The 17,988-nt window shown below is 38.1% G+C and carries 17 protein-coding genes; 9 read left to right on the top strand and 8 right to left on the bottom strand.

Going from position 1 to position 17,988, the window contains the following annotated elements; all coding sequences use genetic code 11:
• The first annotated feature begins 47 nt into the window (after positions 1 to 47).
• The 7 genes from mtlD (at position 48) to ACF8D3_RS05615 (ending at position 7,583) form a co-directional block, all read left to right on the top strand.
• Complete coding sequence (mtlD, locus tag ACF8D3_RS05645; RefSeq protein ID WP_392470640.1) at positions 48 to 2,177, top strand: bifunctional mannitol-1-phosphate dehydrogenase/phosphatase; 2,130 nt, start codon at positions 48 to 50, stop codon at positions 2,175 to 2,177.
• A 78-nt stretch (positions 2,178 to 2,255) separates the two neighbouring features.
• Positions 2,256 to 2,879, top strand: a complete 624-nt coding sequence (locus ACF8D3_RS05640; RefSeq protein WP_392470638.1) for a 2'-5' RNA ligase family protein — start codon at positions 2,256 to 2,258, stop codon at positions 2,877 to 2,879.
• Between the two features lie 2 nt (positions 2,880 to 2,881).
• Positions 2,882 to 3,400: a bifunctional adenosylcobinamide kinase/adenosylcobinamide-phosphate guanylyltransferase gene (gene cobU / locus ACF8D3_RS05635; RefSeq protein ID WP_392470637.1), complete on the top strand. Its 519-nt coding sequence runs from the start codon at positions 2,882 to 2,884 to the stop codon at positions 3,398 to 3,400.
• 1 nt (position 3,401) lies between these two features.
• On the top strand, positions 3,402 to 4,472 hold the full coding sequence (cobT, locus tag ACF8D3_RS05630) for a nicotinate-nucleotide--dimethylbenzimidazole phosphoribosyltransferase (RefSeq protein ID WP_392470635.1): 1,071 nt from the start codon (positions 3,402 to 3,404) through the stop codon (positions 4,470 to 4,472).
• Positions 4,462 to 5,061 (top strand): histidine phosphatase family protein, encoded by a 600-nt coding sequence (locus tag ACF8D3_RS05625; RefSeq protein WP_392470634.1) that lies wholly within the window; start codon positions 4,462 to 4,464, stop codon positions 5,059 to 5,061. The genes cobT and ACF8D3_RS05625 overlap by 11 nt, the downstream gene beginning before the upstream one ends.
• A 99-nt stretch (positions 5,062 to 5,160) precedes the next feature.
• Positions 5,161 to 6,744: a histidine-type phosphatase gene (locus tag ACF8D3_RS05620; RefSeq protein ID WP_392470632.1), complete on the top strand. Its 1,584-nt coding sequence runs from the start codon at positions 5,161 to 5,163 to the stop codon at positions 6,742 to 6,744.
• A 98-nt stretch (positions 6,745 to 6,842) separates the two neighbouring features.
• Positions 6,843 to 7,583, top strand: a complete 741-nt coding sequence (locus ACF8D3_RS05615) for an adenosylcobinamide-GDP ribazoletransferase (RefSeq protein ID WP_392470630.1) — start codon at positions 6,843 to 6,845, stop codon at positions 7,581 to 7,583.
• Between the two features lie 54 nt (positions 7,584 to 7,637).
• Here the strand turns inward: ACF8D3_RS05615 and ACF8D3_RS05610 are convergent, their stop codons facing one another.
• From ACF8D3_RS05610 to ACF8D3_RS05600, 3 genes are all read right to left on the bottom strand, one after another.
• On the bottom strand, positions 7,638 to 9,098 hold the full coding sequence (locus ACF8D3_RS05610) for a PepSY domain-containing protein (RefSeq protein WP_392470629.1): 1,461 nt from the start codon (positions 9,096 to 9,098) through the stop codon (positions 7,638 to 7,640).
• Between the two features lie 3 nt (positions 9,099 to 9,101).
• Complete coding sequence (locus tag ACF8D3_RS05605; protein ID WP_392470627.1) at positions 9,102 to 11,213, bottom strand: TonB-dependent receptor; 2,112 nt, start codon at positions 11,211 to 11,213, stop codon at positions 9,102 to 9,104.
• Between the two features lie 71 nt (positions 11,214 to 11,284).
• Complete coding sequence (locus ACF8D3_RS05600; protein WP_392470626.1) at positions 11,285 to 11,785, bottom strand: hypothetical protein; 501 nt, start codon at positions 11,783 to 11,785, stop codon at positions 11,285 to 11,287.
• A gap of 93 nt (positions 11,786 to 11,878) precedes the next feature.
• Between ACF8D3_RS05600 and ACF8D3_RS05595 the strand changes: the two genes are divergently transcribed.
• The gene (locus ACF8D3_RS05595; RefSeq protein ID WP_023013486.1) at positions 11,879 to 12,178 is read left to right on the top strand and encodes a hypothetical protein; all 300 of its coding nucleotides are present in this window, start codon (positions 11,879 to 11,881) and stop codon (positions 12,176 to 12,178) included.
• A gap of 26 nt (positions 12,179 to 12,204) precedes the next feature.
• Here ACF8D3_RS05595 and ACF8D3_RS05590 read toward each other — a convergent pair whose 3' ends face one another.
• From ACF8D3_RS05590 to ACF8D3_RS05570, 5 genes are all read right to left on the bottom strand, one after another.
• A complete protein-coding gene (locus tag ACF8D3_RS05590) occupies positions 12,205 to 13,296 on the bottom strand; it encodes a 3-deoxy-7-phosphoheptulonate synthase (protein ID WP_392470624.1) in 1,092 nt (363 codons plus the stop codon).
• 119 nt (positions 13,297 to 13,415) lie between these two features.
• A complete protein-coding gene (locus ACF8D3_RS05585; protein WP_392470623.1) occupies positions 13,416 to 14,303 on the bottom strand; it encodes a sulfite exporter TauE/SafE family protein in 888 nt (295 codons plus the stop codon).
• Between the two features lie 115 nt (positions 14,304 to 14,418).
• On the bottom strand, positions 14,419 to 14,715 hold the full coding sequence (locus ACF8D3_RS05580; RefSeq protein ID WP_392470621.1) for a DUF1634 domain-containing protein: 297 nt from the start codon (positions 14,713 to 14,715) through the stop codon (positions 14,419 to 14,421).
• On the bottom strand, positions 14,712 to 16,268 hold the full coding sequence (locus ACF8D3_RS05575; RefSeq protein ID WP_392470620.1) for a PepSY-associated TM helix domain-containing protein: 1,557 nt from the start codon (positions 16,266 to 16,268) through the stop codon (positions 14,712 to 14,714). The genes ACF8D3_RS05580 and ACF8D3_RS05575 overlap by 4 nt, the downstream gene beginning before the upstream one ends.
• 2 nt (positions 16,269 to 16,270) lie before the next feature.
• Positions 16,271 to 16,564, bottom strand: a complete 294-nt coding sequence (locus tag ACF8D3_RS05570) for a hypothetical protein (protein WP_081104348.1) — start codon at positions 16,562 to 16,564, stop codon at positions 16,271 to 16,273.
• 243 nt (positions 16,565 to 16,807) lie between these two features.
• On the opposite strand from ACF8D3_RS05570, the gene lpxB reads away from it, so the two are divergent.
• Positions 16,808 to 17,986, top strand: a complete 1,179-nt coding sequence (gene lpxB / locus ACF8D3_RS05565; protein ID WP_392470619.1) for a lipid-A-disaccharide synthase — start codon at positions 16,808 to 16,810, stop codon at positions 17,984 to 17,986.
• The last annotated feature ends 2 nt before the right edge of the window (positions 17,987 to 17,988 follow it).

Below are 17,988 nucleotides of genomic sequence, written 5' to 3'. Positions count from 1 at the left end.
TTTTTTAGTTAATCTATAAAAAGCGATAGTAAAAGAAAGGAGTACAAATGCTTATTTTTCATGATTATCCTGTTCAAGGGGCGCTTTTTGACATGGATGGGACGATGTTTGACACGGAACGTTTACGTTTTCAAACATTGAAACAAGCTTCAGAAGAGCTCATTGGACAGGAATTCTCTGATGACTATTTAATGCAATGTTTGGGACTGAGTGCTCGAACTGCTGAAGAACTAGCGAAAAAGTTCTATGGTGAGGATGTACCTTACGCGCAAATAAGAAAGCGCGCTGATGAATTAGAGTTAGAATCAGTTCGTATGAATGGTGTACCGATTAAAAAAGGTCTCATTCAGGTATTAGAGCGACTACGCAAGTCTGGTTTGCGTATGGCTGTTGCGACTTCAAGTCGTAGAGCAATCGCTGAAGAATATTTAATTAATGCAAATGTATATAAGTTTTTCGATTTACTGGTTTGTGGAGATGAAGTAGAGCGTGGTAAGCCTCATCCAGAAATCTTTTTAAAAGCGGCACAAAAACTAAATCTACAGCCACAACAATGTTTAATGTTTGAAGATTCTGAAAATGGTATTTGTTCTGCGAGTGATGCAGGCGGTATCACGATTTTATTTAAAGATATTAAAGAACCAAATGATCGAATGTTGTCTAAAGCAAAATTCTACTATCAAGACATGTATGAATTTTTGAATGCTTTGGATGAATATACTCCCGAAATCGGTATGCCACATTTACAAGAACCATTTCCGCAAAGTTTGAATCAGCTTACTGTTGGTATTCATGGCTTCGGGGCAATTGGTGGTGGTTATATTGCCCAAATTTTATCGCATTGGGATGGCTACACACGTCCAAAACGAATGTTAGCATCTACGCGAAATCGTTTATATCTTGAATCTGTAAATAGCTTTGGCAGTTATAGTATTCGATATGGTCAGTCTTCTTATGATGAGCGTATTGAAAATCTAAGCGTGATTGACGCTGATAATGAACAACAAATGCTCGAGATGTATATGCAATCGAGTTTGATCGCACTTTGTCTCCCTGAACAGGCGATTGCATCTGAAGCAAAAATTATTGCTAAAGGGCTTTTAGCGCGTTTTATGTCTCAGGATATGCAGAACAATGAGCCGATCACGTTCCTGATTATTCTCAATAAAGTATGTGCCAAGTATTTGGTCTTAAAAAATATTCGTGAAGCTTTGCTTGAAATTACAGATGAAGATATTGCTGAGCACATTTTAAGTGAACATTATTTCTGTGACACCGTCGTGAACAGAATGGTTTCAAAACTCACCGATCAAGCTTTATATCGCCAGTTAAATATTAAGCATCGTCTGTTTAAGCAGTATCAGTCTGATCTTAATGATGAAACCATCGAGCTTTCGGATGAAACTGCTTTAACGGAAAAGCAAGAACAGCAAATTACTAACTGTCTGGAAGATATGCGTGGACAATTCCAAGCAGGTCAGTTCTTACAAAATATGGACTTAATCTTGTTCCATAGTGAAACGGATATGCCGATTTATGTTGAAAATCGCAGTCCATTATTGAGTAAGATGCGCCAAATGATTTTGGTTGATCAAATTTCAGACATTCAGATCATTAAGAACCGTTTATGGAATGGTTGTCATGCAATGCTAGCGTGGTATGCAAGTACCATCGGTCATGAAATGATTGGTATTGCAATGGCTGATTCAAAGATCAAGAAATATGCGGAACAGGTTGTCGATGAAGTGAAACTAGGTTTGGTTAATATTGTGCCGAATCAAGCCAAAGAACTAGATCGTATGGCTGAAAGTTTCTTGAACTCGTGTCGATCAGCTTATAAAGATCCATGTGAACGTGTCGCGCGTGATCCGCTGCGAAAGCTTAACTTTAATGAGCGTGTGTTTGGAAGCATTGAAAATCATATTCATCAAGCACTTCCTTATCAAAATTTATTGAAAGGTGCGGTGTATGGTTATGTCTATGCACTTAAAAATTTAAATCTTGATGGTGAAGAGGTTGCACAACATCTTCAAAAAAACATTGCTCAGATGGATATTACGGATAGCCAGAAGAAGGTTTTGTCGGGTTTGGTCGTGCAAGGCATCCAAAATGAAGTGAAAGAAACAGGTATTCAATTCGATTTTTTGAGTTTAGAACTTAATCCTGAATATGCCTAAAGCGATACACGAAAAGCACTTTAATTCTTAAAGTCATTTATGTTTGAATAACACAACTTTCTATAAGTATTTAAAGTTGTGTTATTACAAGCATCTACTCAGCTCATTTCAACTGAACGCCGTGATTATCCTGAATGGCATCATGGTCGTTCAGATTTTGCTGTGTGGTATATCGAAATAGATCAAGCAGAAGTTATTCAGTATTTAGATAATATTAAAATAAAATTTTCAGACTTGTTGATCGATTCCAATCAACGGCAGTACCACATCACTTTATTCGTTTGTGGATTTCTAACGCCAAAATCTTCACATTATGATGATGACTTTGAAATTGATACATTAAAGCAGCAGATTCAGGCATTAAACTCGCTGGAAATAGAAACTTTCGAACTTGAAATTAACGGTTTGGATAGCTTCAGCAGTGCATTATTTCTACAAGTTGAAGATAACAATAAAATTTTAGCTAAGATTCGCCAGCAACTCGCTCAATATTCAGATGAAATAGCTGCACTTGAGTATTGCCCGCATATTACTTTAGGTTTGTATAACGATGCTTGGCAAAGTGATTTAGTGCTGGATCGTATTCAAAGTATTGCAATAAAACCATTTAAAATTCAGGTGAAATATTTAACTTTCGGCTATTATAAAGCTCAGATTTTACAAGGATTACTTTATCCTTATCACCAAATTAGATTAGGTTAAATATGTTACAACTGATTTTAGGCGGTGCTCGCTCTGGAAAAAGCCGTTTGGCGGAGCAAATTGCAAAAGATACTGGTTTGACAGTTACTTATGTTGCTACGGCACAAGCCTTAGATGGGGAAATGCAACAACGTATTCAACATCACCAACAACAACGCCCAGCAGATTGGCATTTATGTGAAGAACCCATATTACTCGCTGATCAGCTTCAACTGCTAGATCAAGAAAACCATGTTATTTTGGTTGATTGTTTGACGTTATGGTTAACCAATCTATTACTATCAGAAGATATCGCTTTACAGCAGATAGAAACAGAAAAATTATTAAATGTGCTACCGAAATTAAAATCACACATTATTTTAGTCAGTAATGAGACAGGATTGGGTGTTGTCCCAATGGGTGAAATAAGCCGTCGTTTTGTCGACGAAGCAGGGCGTTTACACCAAGCTTTAGGCCAAATCGCAAATAAAGTGATGTTTTGTGTCGCAGGTTTTCCGATGATTTTAAAAGATGAGAAATAACATGTCTGAACAAGCTTCTTGGTGGTTAGCGTCTATTCAACAGCCTGATATCGCGGCACAATCACAAGCTGAGCAACGTCAACTACAATTGACTAAGCCTACAGGTGCATTGGGTGATTTAGAGCAAATTGCGATTCAGCTTGCGAGTTTACAAGGAACTGTTCATCCACAGATTCAACAACCTTGGATTACGATTTTTGCAGGCGATCATGGTGTTGTAGAGGAAAATATTTCAGCCTATCCACAAGCTGTCACACGTCAAATGCTGCAAAACTTTGCTGCAGGTGGCGCTGCAATTAGTGTAATTGCGAAACATCATCAAGCTCAGTTACAAGTGATTGACTGCGGAACGGTAGGTGAGCCTTACCAATATACCGGCGTTGAGCGTCATTGTATTCGTTCTGGAACAGCGAACTTTGTACAGCAAGTTGCAATGACTGAGCAAGAATGCATTGCAGCCATGCAATTAGGGAAAGAGAGTGTTGATCTTGCTCGAGCTAAAGCGGCGGATATCTTTATTGCTGGTGAGATGGGTATTGGGAATACCTGTTCTGCATCAGCATTAGCTAGTCTGTTATTGAATGAAAGTGCTGAGCAACTAACAGGTGTTGGCACTGGAATTAATAATCAGCAGCTTGCACATAAAGTTTCTGTCATTAATCAAGCAGTCAAGTTACATGCAGCACATGTTGCTGATGATGCTTTGAAAATACTTGCGGCTGTAGGTGGTTTAGAAATCGCAGCAATGACAGGTGCATATCTCCGTTGTGCACAGATTGGAATGCCAATCGTGGTTGATGGTTTCATCAGTTCTGTTGCTGCATTATGTACTGTTCGAATCCAGCCTCAGACGCGGGCGTGGATGTTGTTTGGACATCAATCTGCTGAGTATGGTCATCAACGCATTTTAAAAGAATTAGACGCGCAACCGATTTTAAAAATGAACTTGCGATTAGGTGAAGGCAGTGGTGCAGGTTCAGCACTTTCAATGATTCAACTTGCTTGCGTTTTACATAATCAAATGGCAACTTTTGCTGAAGCAGCTGTATCAGGTGATAAGGTTGCTGATTGATTTACTTCGGCACGGAGAAACGACTTTAAGTCATACCTTGCGTGGCCACACCGATGATGAGCTGACAGAACAAGGTTGGTTGCAGATGCAATCAACCATTCAGAACAATATAGACAATGGTTCGTCTTGGGATGTCATTTTTACTTCGCCATTACGCCGTTGTCAGTTGTTTGCAGAACGATTAGCTGTAAAAATACAACGACCTCTCATCGTTAATTCGAACATCAAGGAAATGAACTTTGGTGACTGGGAAGGATTAGCCACTCAGCATATTTATGAAAACTTTCCAGAGCAATTGGCAAATTTTTGGCAGTTTCCAACACAGTATCACGCGCCAAATGGCGAGTCTTTAGCCCAGTTTAAGCAACGCGTGATGATAGGTTTTGAAGAAATTTCAATTCAAATGCAAACCGAAGATTGGAAAAATGCATTAGTTGTGACGCATGGTGGTGTCATCAAGTTATTAACCTGCCTCGCTAGAGAGCAACACCTCAATGATTTGTTAAAAATGCCAGCTGAATTAGGCAATCTATATCAAATTGAATTATTAAAATCATTAGATCAATTGACGTTTATTGAACGAGTTTAAGCACTTTTCTTTAATATTTTTTATTTTAATGATGTAATAGAAATGTAATTGTCACTGCCTAAGATACATGACATTTCTTTATCTATAAGTAAATTAATTATGAAGATATTATTTAAAAGCAGTGTGTTATGTCTCAGTATTTTATTGACGGCTTGTAATAGTGATGATTCTCAAAATTCGCAAAGAACTCCTGATACAGATAGCTCATCTAAATTTTATCAAACCAAAACACCTTACCAACCACAGCAAGAAATAAAGACCTATCAGCAAATTCCTGAAGGTTATCAAGCAGTATTCACTGAATTAGTTGCTCGTCATGGCTCTAGAGGTTTATCAAGTATTAAATATGATTTAGCGCTTTATAATTTATGGAAACAAGCCAAAGCCGAGAATGCATTAACGCCGTTAGGTGAGCAACTGGGTGCAGATATTGAAGCAATGATGAAAGCAAATATTTTGCTGGGTTATGGTATTGATGGTATTCGTCAGTTTGGTTATGGCAATGAAACAATGGTTGGGATTCAAGAACATCGCGGTATTGCGGATCGTTTATTACAACGTTTACCCACATTATTTAAAACCGCAGCTGCTCAACCAGCGTCTATTTTAGTACAAAGTTCTGGTGTAGATCGCGCAATAGATAGTGCTAAATTCTTTACAAATGAATTGATTCAACAACAGCCTGAACTTAAAAACCAAATTACACCGCTTTCGTATACCAGTTTAGCCAGTAGTAGTGTTCCAACGATTGAAGATGGTGGTGTAGACCGTTTTAAACTTTACTTTCACAGCTTGAACCAAGAACAAGATTTAACACAGCCTTTATCTGTACAGCAACAAGCGATTTATGATGCAAGTCAGGCTTATCAACAGTTTGAAGAAGATGATGCTGATTTAGCTAATAAATTAGATGAACTGGCTGAAAATACGCGTGCTGAACAGGTTGCAATGCGTGTATTAATACCGATTTTTAAACCTGAATTTATTAAAAAATTAGGTACAAGCGGATATACTTTTTCGAACACTGGCTCATACACCGTTACTGCTCCATCAGGTGAAACCGTGACTGAAAATGGTAAAGGAAAGAATAAGATTGCTAATGCTGTAAATGCGGCTGCTTATATTTATGAGTTGTATTCGATCTCAGGTGGAATGCAGTCTGAGCTTAAAGGCGTGAGTTTTGATAAATACATGCCAGTGGATGCCGCAAAATTTTATGCAGAGTTCAACGATGCCGATGATTTTTATTCTAAAGGCCCAAGTTTTACCGAATCAAATGGTGTTACAAGTGTGATGGCGCAAGGATTAAAACAGGATTTTTTTAGTCAAGTTGATGCAGTTATTGAAAGAAAACAGTCGCATCGTGCAGTCTTGAGATTCGCTCATGCTGAAATCGTTATTCCATTGGCGACAAGTTTGGAATTAAATAACATGATGCAACCGTTGCCGTTACGTCAGACCTATAGCTATGACAACAGTGCATGGCGAGGTGAAATGGTTTCTCCTATGGCAGCAAATTTACAGTGGGATATTTACCAAAATGCTCAGGGGAACACCTTGGTCAAAATGTTCTACAACGAGAAAGAAACCTCATTTAAGCCATCATGTGATTATGCGCGTACCAACTCAAATAGTTTCTACTATGACTATTTGAAATTAAAACAATGCTATCAAATGCAATAACCAACTGATCTTGTTTGATTGGGAATAGGCTTGCTATTCCCAATTTTATTTCTTCATAATCTGTCTATTAAAAAATTATTGAATGAAGCTGATTAAATATGATGCCTTTTTGGATTGCCTTGCAATTTTTGACGGTTCTACCAGTTGAACTAAAAACGATGCCAAGTGCAAAACAAAATGGCCAAGCCATTCTTTTTTATCCTGTTATTGGTCTACTTATCGGTCTTATTTTATTTGCTTGTTCAATTCTCTTGGTCAAACTTCCAACCTTACTCATTGCAAGTATCATTCTTGTATTATGGATTTGGCTAACGGGCGGTTTACATCTTGATGGTTTAGCGGATACTGCTGATGCTTGGGTGGGTGGTTTTGGTGATCCAGAACGCACATTGGAAATAATGAAAGACCCAACGTGTGGCCCGATGGGTGTACTCAGTTTAATTGTTGTTTGTCTTTTAAAGTTTGCAGCTTTATATGTGCTACTAGAACAGCATTTAAATTACTTTTTGCTGATATTCCCCGTATTAGGGCGTTGTGTTCCTTTATTTCTTTTCTTAACAACACAATATGTACGTGAAAAGGGTTTGGGCAGCTCTTTGACCGATTATCTACCTAAAGTAGCTGGTTGGATAGTTTTTGTCATTACGTTGTCATTTCTTTGTCTGTATAAATGGTTGGGGTTTGCAGCTTTTATCTGCTTGATTTTTCAACTGATTATTTTTCGATCATTATTTGTAAAAAGAATTGGTGGAATTACAGGTGATACCGTTGGTGCAGCGATTGAATTAGTTGAAACGGGATTGATCATGACTGTGGTGATGAGTTCTTTCTATATTTAGATGAGAGTTTAGTGACTAATCTCCCTTATCAAAGAAAGATCAGTCTGATAGGTGTTAGCGTTTAGCTCGAATGAAAAAACCGAGAATGACGAGCAAAGCAATCAATCCAGCAATGGTTGCTAGTAGAATATCTCTTAGTGTCTTATCTATTGGCAACCATGTCCATTTATGTAGATAGGCAAAGCTAAATCCTTCCAAAGCATCTTGTTGCGTGACTTGAGCTGCGATCACACCGCTACTTGGCTCGATATAGACTCTAAGTTGATTACTCAAACTCGTTTCTACTTTCACGACAGGCAAGCGTTTATTAATAAAACCGTACTCACCACCAAAACTTGTGATCCAAGTTGCTTGTTTGAGTTGATGAATAGATAGATTTAAGTAACTTGCTGCTAAGTTTTTACTTTGCTCAAGGACATCTAAATCTTCCGCACTCTGCGCATCAATCATTTCAATCGTGGGTGTCATATCTTTTGAGTGACGGTGATGATCATGTTCATTCGCTGCGGTCATACTTCCTTGCAACTGAGGTTTGCCTGCCGATTGGATTAACCACGCTGCATGACTACGATCTAGACCAAATGCAATAGGTACAATGCTTAGAGCTTGAACTGGATGTTGTGTAGCTCGTTTCCACGCGTCAGGACTTAAATCTTGTGCATGAAAAATAGGATTAAATACAGGTATTTTAGGCTTTTTATTCCAAATATGATAAAAACCACTTATAACCCATAACAAGATAAATGTACTTAAGCTAACCGCAAGATAACGATGTAAAAATCGAATCGGTTTTTGACGTAGTCGATGGTTTTTACGATTGTGAATTTTAAAAAATAATCCAAACCCCATAAAAACTAAGCACAAGATTCCAATCAAGGTGAACTGCATAATCAGTGATTGACCTTTCCAAGGTTGATCACCCCAAGTCCATGTATGACCTAAACGGAAAAATTTCGCCATCCACATTTTTTGATCATTTGATAATGTTGCAAGTCTTGATTGCGACGGATCAACATAGGCTCTAAGTCCATTATCATAATTGACACGCCAAACGGGGAGCAGACGGTTCACACTTGGATAATCATCACTAAAACTCGTAATGATTTGTGCTGAAACAACCTGCTGTTTCGATAAGCCTGTGTACCAATTGGCTAATCGAATTACATTAAATTGTTCCGCATTTTTAATGATTTGACCAGTTCGGCTGTCGTAGTATTCAGCAATATTCTGCTTTGGTTTCAATATACGATAGGCAACTTGCTCAGGTGTTAGTTGAATCGTTTGTAATGCTGAAAACTGTTGAATGTTTTGCAGCTGTAATACTTGATTTGCAGGTATTGCAGTATGCAAATCAAGTTGCTGAGATGGTGGCATTCGTTTTACAGGCTGAGGTTGTGTTGCACTCATAATAGGATGCAACACACCAGTTAAAGCCCACAATAAAACTAAAATGCCGAGAACTGTTCCAAAACTACGGTGCAGAGACAATAGCTTCTTAAGTTGCTTGGCATTCATATTTTATTTCCCGAAATGATAGCTTAAACCTACTAAGTACGTTCGAGGCGCAGCTGGGGTATAGCTGACTTGGTTATTACTAAACGAAGTGCTTTCAGCATAATGAACATCTGTTGCATTTAGAATTTGTCCGTAAATTTCATATGCAGCTTTACGGTAATTCGCACGTAAATTTAGAATGGTATGTCCATCATATTTTTCGGTATTAGCATCGTTAATCCAGTATGAACCGACATAAACACCTTCGGCCGAAAGTAACAGTTCAGGCGTAGGTTTGATTTGATATTCAACTGTACCAAAGGTTTTTGGTGCGCTTGGCATGGTATTGCCGCTGTAATCTAAAACACTAGATGGCTGAAACTCTTTGTATTCATGTTTTGACCAACTACCAGAAAGTTTCAGGCGTTGATCATACAAGTCGCTAATTTTCCATGTCCCACCAATTTCAACACCTTGGTGCAGCGTTTTACCCGCATTACGTGGTTCGCGTGTATTATCAGGTTTGGTATAGCTAATGACTTCATCTTTGCCATTTAAGCGATATAAAGTGATTTCTCCATCAAGACGATCATCAAAAAGCTTAAAGCGCAAACCCGCATCAATATTGTTAAATGTTGCCTCTTTTAGATCAGGTGTAACGAGGTTTGCACCATATAAGCTACTCACTTCTGGAGGAACAAAGCCCTGTGACCAGTTGCTATAAAGGTCCATATCAGGGGTTATATTCCACACAAAACCTAATTGAGGACTGGCTTTGTGAAAGTTACGTTTTTCATCAGGCGCACCAGTGACTTTAGAGGGTGTTAATTTATTATCATAGTCATAACTGATCCAGTCATAACGTGCACCAGCAACTAATTTTAGATTTTCTACTGCCTGCCAATTTATCTGACTGTAAAGAGCTTGGTTGTTGACATCGACATTAAAATCGCGAAGTAATTGGCGTTGTTTATAACCTGTGTAAACTAACGTGTTTGGATCACGGAACACTTCTATATCGCTGGTTTTGGCTTGGTTAGGTGAGTGATCAGCCATCGCACCAACGATCAACTTTACTTGGTCGAAGTTCATCGAGTGCTGTAAATTCAAACCATAAGATTGAAATGCATTATAAGTTGTTTGCCCGCTATAAGTGCCAGTTGGCTTACCATTTTTGATATCTGTGCGGATGCTATAGCTAGGGTTTTGATCAGTCGTATTATCACGATAATACAAGGTCGCTTGGCTTTGTTGTTCGTCACTCCAGCTATGGCTGAGTTGCGAGGAGATACGAGTTGCATCAACTTCACGATAGGTAAATGTTTGATAGCTATAACCCGGACGTTTGTTATAGTCATCTGTATTTAAACTACCTGTCATATCCGCTTTGAGATGGTTATAACTGACAATATTTTTCAGTTGTGTTGCATCTGAAATATGCCAATCATGCCTTAAAGTCACACTTTGTTTATTACTTTCGGCGTGATCTTGCCAGCTATTACCACGATCACTCGCGTATGCGGAAATCCTTAAGCCATGTTCACCATATTCGCTATCAAAGGTATTAGATGCACCTGCATCTAAACGGCGGTATCCCTCAGAACTGGCACTTAAACCTATATTTGCTGTGGGCGTTAAACTTGGTGCTTTAGTTAAAAAGTTAATCGTTCCACCAATCGCATTGCTACCGTATAAGCTACTCGCTGGGCCACGTAGGATTTCTATATTATCGATCCCAGCCAAATTGACTTCGTATAACGCATTATGGTTAAACACGCCCACAGGACGTATAGATAAGCCATCTTCTAAATATTGATAAACCGCAGCAGTAGTAATCGGTTGGCGAATGGACATCATGTGTTGTTCATTACCCAGATCATTCATACGGACGCCAGGTGCTTGATTAAGCACTTGTCCAATGAATGTTGCATGTTTATCTTCGATATCTTGAGCGTTAATTTTACTGATTGCAGCAGGTGTATTGTTGATTGATTCACCTTCACGGTTTGCGGTGATCACAATTGTGGCTAATGTTTGCGGTTGTTCAGAAGGTGTAGCTTCAGCAAAAATGATTGAACTATAGCTCGCGGAAAGGCAGGCAGCGGTTAATACTGACAAACGGAATTGAGTAGTCATGTTGAACTCTATAAAAGCAATAAACAGGGCTGTACCACAGTGGTTTACTGGGCACTATGTAAAAATGCGGTTTATAAAGTGAGTGGTGGGGCTTGTTTTAAGGGAAGTGTGTAGAAGATACGGTGTATATGTAAATCTTCCGTCCATGTATAGCAAAGGCAGCGTACACGGCTAAACCACGCCAAAAGAAAGATAAGTACAGAAGCAAGTAATGGTATGATCACAGCAGCATCTAAACCATGAGAACATAAAGGACAATGTTTCATGATTTGACTTGCAAGCGCAAAAACAGCCTGTGCATGTTCACTAAGATGTGAATGCTCAGCATGCTGCATATGCTGTTCGTGTTGCATATGATGCATCGTGTGATGATGAATTGAATGTGTTTCTGAAGCCATCAAGCTATTTTGTATATCTGTAACTTGGCAATGGCTTGGCATTGCATAGAGCGCAGGTACGACACCTATATGCACCATTGTGGGCAAGAAGATATGCCAGAGTAAACAAAGCAAAGTTACCGCGCCTAGGGAGGCACGCCACTTTAGCAAGTGTTGACGGAAACTGGATTGCATATCAGCAAAGCGTCGTAGTAGAAATGTGGCAGCAGTATAATTAAAAAAATATTACAGTTCAAAACAAATCCCATATTTAAGGAATATAGATATATGCAAGATTACCGTATAAATTTTCCAGATTTTTTCGATGATGAAGAATGGATAATAGAATCTAAAGGGTGGATCATTTTAGTATTCACGTATAAAAATGAAAATTATGAATTAAGTTTCTATGACCCTGTTCGTTTAATGCAAACAATAAATGATGATTTAAATTCGAGCCAATATTTTTTACAAGAAAATTTAATAGTCATTCCAAACGTAAATAAGAGAAACATTGAGAATGTCATTCAAGATTTAGTAAGCCATCCTCAACTAATAGAAAATTTAAAAATAAAAACAGGCTCATGAGAGCCTGCTTTACATCTATTTAAAGATTAACGATTTGGCAAAATATTTTTTAATGCTTCATGCATTTCGAGTAATGCTTTTTCTGTCGTATCCCAATCAATACAGCCATCAGTTACTGACTTGCCGTATTCAAGATCACATAGGTTTTCAGGAATATCCTGACGACCACCTTTAAGGTGACTCTCAACCATGATCCCAACGATTGATTTGTTACCATCTAGAATTTGTTCAGTGATGTTTTTCAAAACTAAAGGTTGTAAGTACGGATCTTTGTTTGAGTTGGCATGGCTAGTATCAATCATGATCTTGTTGCTAACTTTAGCTTTTGCCAAAGCCGCTTCAGCATCGGCAACAGAAGTTGCATCATAGTTTGGCTTACCATTACCACCACGTAATACGACGTGAGCGTAAGGGTTGCCTTTAGTATTAATAATTGCAACTTGACCATTTTCATTTAGGCCCAAAAAGCTATGACCATGTTTAACAGATTGCATCGCATTGGTTGCAACTGTTAAGCCACCATCTGTACCATTTTTGAAACCAACAGGAGATGATAGGCCTGACGACATTTCACGGTGAGTTTGGCTTTCTGTAGTACGCGCACCTATCGCAGACCATGAAATCAAGTCTTGATAGTATTGTGGTGAGTTTGGATCAAGTGCTTCAGTTGCACATGGCAAACCTTTTTCATTTAAATCAATCAATAATCCACGACCGATATGTAAGCCTTTTTCAATATTGAAAGAGTCATTCATGTCAGGGTCATTGATTAAACCTTTCCAACCAACGGTGGTACGTGGTTTCTCAAAATAAACACGCATTACAAGGTAAAGCGTATCTTTAACTTTTTCGCTCAATTCTTTCAAACGATCAGCATATTCATGCGCAGCTTTAGGATCATGGATTGAACAAGGGCCAATCACGACAAAAAGACGCTTGTCATTGCCGTCTAAAATATTACGTACAGTATCACGTCCTTGTAATACAGTTTGAGAAGCAGCTTCAGATAAAGGAAGATCAGCTTTCAATTCCGCTGGAGTAATCAAAGTCTGAATGCTTTTAATATTAACGTCGTCGATATCTGGCTGAGAAACTGGATTTGACTGTAGAGTATTCATTGCTGTCACAAATTTAATCTAAAAGAAGAGGTTATTTTGTCTACGAATATAGCACGAAATGTCGACTGATTAACTAGCGAATCGCATAATTTGTTTAGAAACAATCGACATTTATTGGCTTAAACCGTTGTTGTTGAATAGCTTGTTTGTTGAATTACAACAGCCTGATGAGTTTCAACTGGTTTTGGTTTTGCTTTAATCGGGTTCACTATAAAGTTAACACCTAAGGCAAATAGGGTAATACCAAGAATCTTGCGGATCAAGCGTTCTGGCATACGAGAGCTGATGAGCGTGCCAACGACAATCGCAGGTATGGAACCAACCAGTAGCCACATTAATAATGTAAAGTCGACATTACCTGATGACATATGACTTAAACCAGCAACAGCTGTCAATAAAACCGCATGTACTACATCAGAACCAATGATACGAATCATTGGTAGATTTGGAAACATGATCACTAATGCCATGATACCGAAAGCGCCAGCTCCAACAGACGATAGTGTTACAAAGATGCCGAGCACGATGCCCATGATCAAAATATACAAGCGTTTATGTTGTAACGCATGTTGTTCACTTTCCATATTCGCTTGTTCACGATTACGGAAACGGTCAAAAAACTTTTCAATCTGAGTGCGGAAGACAATTGAAATACCTGTCAAAGTCAACATGAAACCCAAAACTGTAGTTAAGACTGCTTTATAGTGAGTTGATTGACTTAGATAGTGTTCAAGCACCCAAGACGTTGCAAATGAAGCTGGGATACTACCTAAAGCTAGCCAAAGAACAATTGGCCAAACAATATTGAGCTTTTTGGCATGTACCACCGATCCACAGAATTTAGAGATAGATGCATAAAGTAAATCTGTACCGATAGCGATGTGTGGTTCAATCTTAAAAAGGCTAATTAAAATGGGAGTCATTAATGAACCACCGCCAACACCTGTAATACCTACACAGAAGCCAACGAGGACACCAGCCATAATAAATTCAATAGGACCAAACATCGACAATATGCCTAATTATGCAAAAACCAGCATATCTTATGCCTTTTTTAGATAACTCGTTGTGATGAATAGTGATTTACTTATGCAAAAAAAAGCTAAAGAAATTTTAAACACATTAATTCTTCAGTTTCTTCTGCGGTTTTGACATCACCTTATTTATGCGAAGAACCATAAGAAAAGTAACAGGTGTCGCTAGAATCCACCAACTGACAAATCCAATAGAACGGCCATACGTAAGCGCAAGCAAGCTACCAGCAACTAAGAAACAGATAAATGCACATCCTCTAAATTGCATTTTAAAACGAATCAATCGTTGTTGTTGTTTGGGCGATGCTTGGCTAATCTGTTTGGCACTACATTTATAAAGCACAAACATACCGAATAAGATAAGTAAAAAGCTGAGTACGATCATGCGCTTGCCTCAGTCTGTGCCAATTTCGTTTTGATTTTTTGTGCCGATTTTTGTTGGATCGGATGGATATTTCTATAAACAAATAAAGCAAATCCAGCAGATAAAATAAAGAATAAATCTACTCTTAAAAAAGCCCAATAACTTTGAAAATCAGTAACAAGTTGATGATTGAGCAGATAAATTAAATCATAGATAGGTAGAGCAATCGCGACTAAGCCTAAAATAGCAACTTGAGATTGCCATAAATATTGTTTCTTGGTGAAAAGCGCAATGATTAAACTCAGCATCCATACAACAAAGAAACTGTATATCTCATAATTTGGTGTAGTTTCAGTGATTTGTACAAACCGATTAGTAAACATATAAGCGAGCATGGCAATTGGCAGGCCTATAAACGTCGCGATATTTAAACGATCAACCAAATAATGCCCTAAATGGAATTGATTAGATTTATTTTGGATTTGACGTTTTAAGCTCCAAAGTAATAAGCCAGATGCAATCATCAAACATCCTAAAATCCCTGAGCAGAAGAAAGCTAGACGCAGTAAAGGCTGAGCAAAAGTTGCCATATGCAAACCATATACACCCGCATTTAAAGTCGCTACAGCACTGTTATTTTTAGTATTTCCTAAGATATTACCTGTCGCATCAAAAGTGATTTGGGGTTGATTTAAGGTGATTGAGCGATCCTCTAATTGTTTAAAACTGATCGTCGCTTGATCCGTATTTGGATTTTTCACTTCTATTGTTGCAAGTGCTTGATCGCCCCATTGTTGTTTTACTTTTCCCAAGAGCGTTTGAATTGGCAGCATTTCAGTTTTGATTGGATCAGCATTATGATTATTATTCACACTGATTGTTCTAATTTCAGTGAAATATTGAAAAGGATTATCTGGATATAATTTTTTCATTCCGAATGATAAGTAGAGATAAAAGAAAATCGCTAACCCAGTGAAAGTGATTGTCAGGAAAAAGGGCAGTGCTAGTACAGATGAGACATTATGAAAGTCGAGCCATGAGCGCTGTGATTTGAAAGTTCGTAATGTAAAGAAATCGGTGATAATTTTTTTGTGCGTTATGATTCCTGAAATAAGTGCAATTAACATAATAAATGCAGCAAGACTGGTAATTAAACGCCCAATTAATACGGGCATACCATAAAGCTGAAAATGAAAATTATAGAAGAAATCACCACCTTGAGTATTTGATAACTTTAATTCTTCGCCTGTGTTGGCGTCTAATGTTTTGCTTTCGTACCCTCCAGTTGCTTTTTCCCAGTACATTTTATTCACGGGATTTTCTTGATTGGCAAGACTGACATACCAGGATTTAGCATCTGCTGCATTTTTATTTAAATATTCAACCGCCGTTTTAACCGCGACATCCTGATTTACTTGATATTGTGCGAGCTGAGGTTGCATCCAAAGGTTGATGTGATGACGATAGTAAGCGCTTGTTCCCATCAAAAAAATGGCAAATAACAGCCATCCAAAAATTAAACCTGTCCATGTGTGTAACCAAGCCATAGACTGTCGAATGCCTTTGTTTTGCATGGTTAATTTACACCTACTGATAGACCAAATAAGCAGCTTACGAGTATCAAACTGATCAATGTGATTTTCCATAAGGAGTTGATACAGAAGCTAATAATGATGAATGCTACATAGAACAGAATAGACAGGAATGCAGTAAGATAAATCGCCTCTGCTTTAGCTAAAATTTTTGCGAATAGAGTAGTTAGGCTTGAACATAAATACATCGTGCAAAGATAACCAAGCACAAATGTAAAAGCGAAACGGTAAAACACACTAATTCGATAGGTGATGCTAATAGAAGTTGATTTAGCCATAACATGTCTTAGGAGATTAATAAAAATAAATCACATATGAAAATGATTCTTGTTAATATTAATATCTAAATAAAACTCAAGCAATTACTCAGCTATCGTAAATATAGATATTATTTTTAATTTTAAAAGTTAAATTAGATAGTCGAGCATTTTCACCAATCAAGAACAAATTGATTCCTGTGCTATGATTCGATGTAAAATCATTTTGTTAGAATTACTCAGTATCTAAATGGGGCGTTGGTCTTGGTAAAGCAAAAACTAAAAATTGGAATCGTCGTGGGTGAAGTTTCTGGGGATACTCTAGGTGTTAAACTCATGCGAAGTTTTCGCGAGCAAGGGATCGAGGCCGAGTTTGAGGGAATTGGTGGCCCTCAAATGATTACAGAAGGCTTTCATAGCTATTATCCGATGGAAATTCTATCGGTTATGGGAATAGTAGAAGTTCTCAAAGATTTAAAAAAATTATTTGCGGTGAGAGATGGGCTGGTCGAACGATGGACTGAACATCCAGTTGATATTTTTATTGGTATTGATGCGCCTGATTTTAACTTACGTCTGTCTAAGACCATCAAAGAAAAGAATTTGCCGATTAAAACAGTGCAATATGTGAGCCCTTCAGTTTGGGCTTGGCGACAAGGCCGTGTTCATGGCATCAAGAAGACGATTGACCTCGTATTATGTTTATTCCCATTTGAGAAAACATTTTATGAAAATCATGGCGTGCCAGCAGCATTTGTTGGTCATCCATTAGCAAAACAGTTGCCACTTAAGAATCCAAATATTGAGGCTAAACAACAATTAGGATTGCCTGTTCATAAAACACATGTTGCATTATTACCAGGCAGTCGTAGAGGAGAGATCGAGCGATTATTGCCCTTATTGGCCGGTACTGCTGAAATCTTACATCGAAAATATCCTGATCTTGAGTTTCTGATTCCTGCGATTAATGATGCAAGAAAAGAGCAAATTGAGCAGGGTATTCAAAGCTTAGACATCACGGTAAAAGACAAAATTCATGTATTAGAAAATACCGATTCAGAGTCAAAAGTGGGGCGTATGGTCATGAATGCAAGTGATATTGTGGCGCTTGCCTCTGGTACGGCGACTTTGGAGGCAATGTTGTTGCATCGTCCGATGGTGACATTCTATAAACTGAACTGGTTAACTTATATTATTGCGAAGTTCTTAGTGAAGATTCCGTATTACTCTTTACCGAATATCATTGCGGGTAAAAAAGTCATCGAGGAGTTGATCCAAGCGGATGCTACGCCACAACATTTGGCGACAGAAATAGAAAAGTTGATGGATCATGAAACAGCACATATTCAAATGATGCAGCATTTGAGTATGCATAAACAACTGATCTCAGGGAATACTGAAGATCCAGTACATGCCATTTTGAATTGTTTATCATCGGAATAAAA

Origin of the sequence: Acinetobacter sp. YQ_14 (assembly GCF_043102985.1) — a bacterium.
Classification (GTDB): domain Bacteria; phylum Pseudomonadota; class Gammaproteobacteria; order Pseudomonadales; family Moraxellaceae; genus Acinetobacter; species Acinetobacter venetianus.
Note: the sequence above shows the minus strand (reverse complement) of the source record. Positions and strands in the feature narration are given on the sequence as shown.

Bases quoted from the DNA above. Each gene is read 5' to 3' on its own strand.
- ACF8D3_RS05580 (WP_392470621.1), bottom strand. From the start codon at position 14,715: ATGATCGTACTCAGCTTTTTACTTATCTTATTCGGTATGTTTGTGCTT.
- mtlD (WP_392470640.1), top strand. From the start codon at position 48: ATGCTTATTTTTCATGATTATCCTGTTCAAGGGGCGCTTTTTGACATG.
- ACF8D3_RS05615 (WP_392470630.1), top strand. From the start codon at position 6,843: ATGATGCCTTTTTGGATTGCCTTGCAATTTTTGACGGTTCTACCAGTT.
- cobU (WP_392470637.1), top strand. From the start codon at position 2,882: ATGTTACAACTGATTTTAGGCGGTGCTCGCTCTGGAAAAAGCCGTTTG.
- ACF8D3_RS05600 (WP_392470626.1), bottom strand. From the start codon at position 11,785: ATGCAATCCAGTTTCCGTCAACACTTGCTAAAGTGGCGTGCCTCCCTA.
- ACF8D3_RS05585 (WP_392470623.1), bottom strand. From the start codon at position 14,303: ATGTTTGGTCCTATTGAATTTATTATGGCTGGTGTCCTCGTTGGCTTC.
- ACF8D3_RS05590 (WP_392470624.1), bottom strand. From the start codon at position 13,296: ATGAATACTCTACAGTCAAATCCAGTTTCTCAGCCAGATATCGACGAC.
- ACF8D3_RS05605 (WP_392470627.1), bottom strand. From the start codon at position 11,213: ATGACTACTCAATTCCGTTTGTCAGTATTAACCGCTGCCTGCCTTTCC.
- ACF8D3_RS05575 (WP_392470620.1), bottom strand. From the start codon at position 16,268: ATGCAAAACAAAGGCATTCGACAGTCTATGGCTTGGTTACACACATGG.
- ACF8D3_RS05595 (WP_023013486.1), top strand. From the start codon at position 11,879: ATGCAAGATTACCGTATAAATTTTCCAGATTTTTTCGATGATGAAGAA.
- ACF8D3_RS05620 (WP_392470632.1), top strand. From the start codon at position 5,161: ATGAAGATATTATTTAAAAGCAGTGTGTTATGTCTCAGTATTTTATTG.
- cobT (WP_392470635.1), top strand. From the start codon at position 3,402: ATGTCTGAACAAGCTTCTTGGTGGTTAGCGTCTATTCAACAGCCTGAT.
- ACF8D3_RS05610 (WP_392470629.1), bottom strand. From the start codon at position 9,098: ATGAATGCCAAGCAACTTAAGAAGCTATTGTCTCTGCACCGTAGTTTT.
- ACF8D3_RS05570 (WP_081104348.1), bottom strand. From the start codon at position 16,564: ATGGCTAAATCAACTTCTATTAGCATCACCTATCGAATTAGTGTGTTT.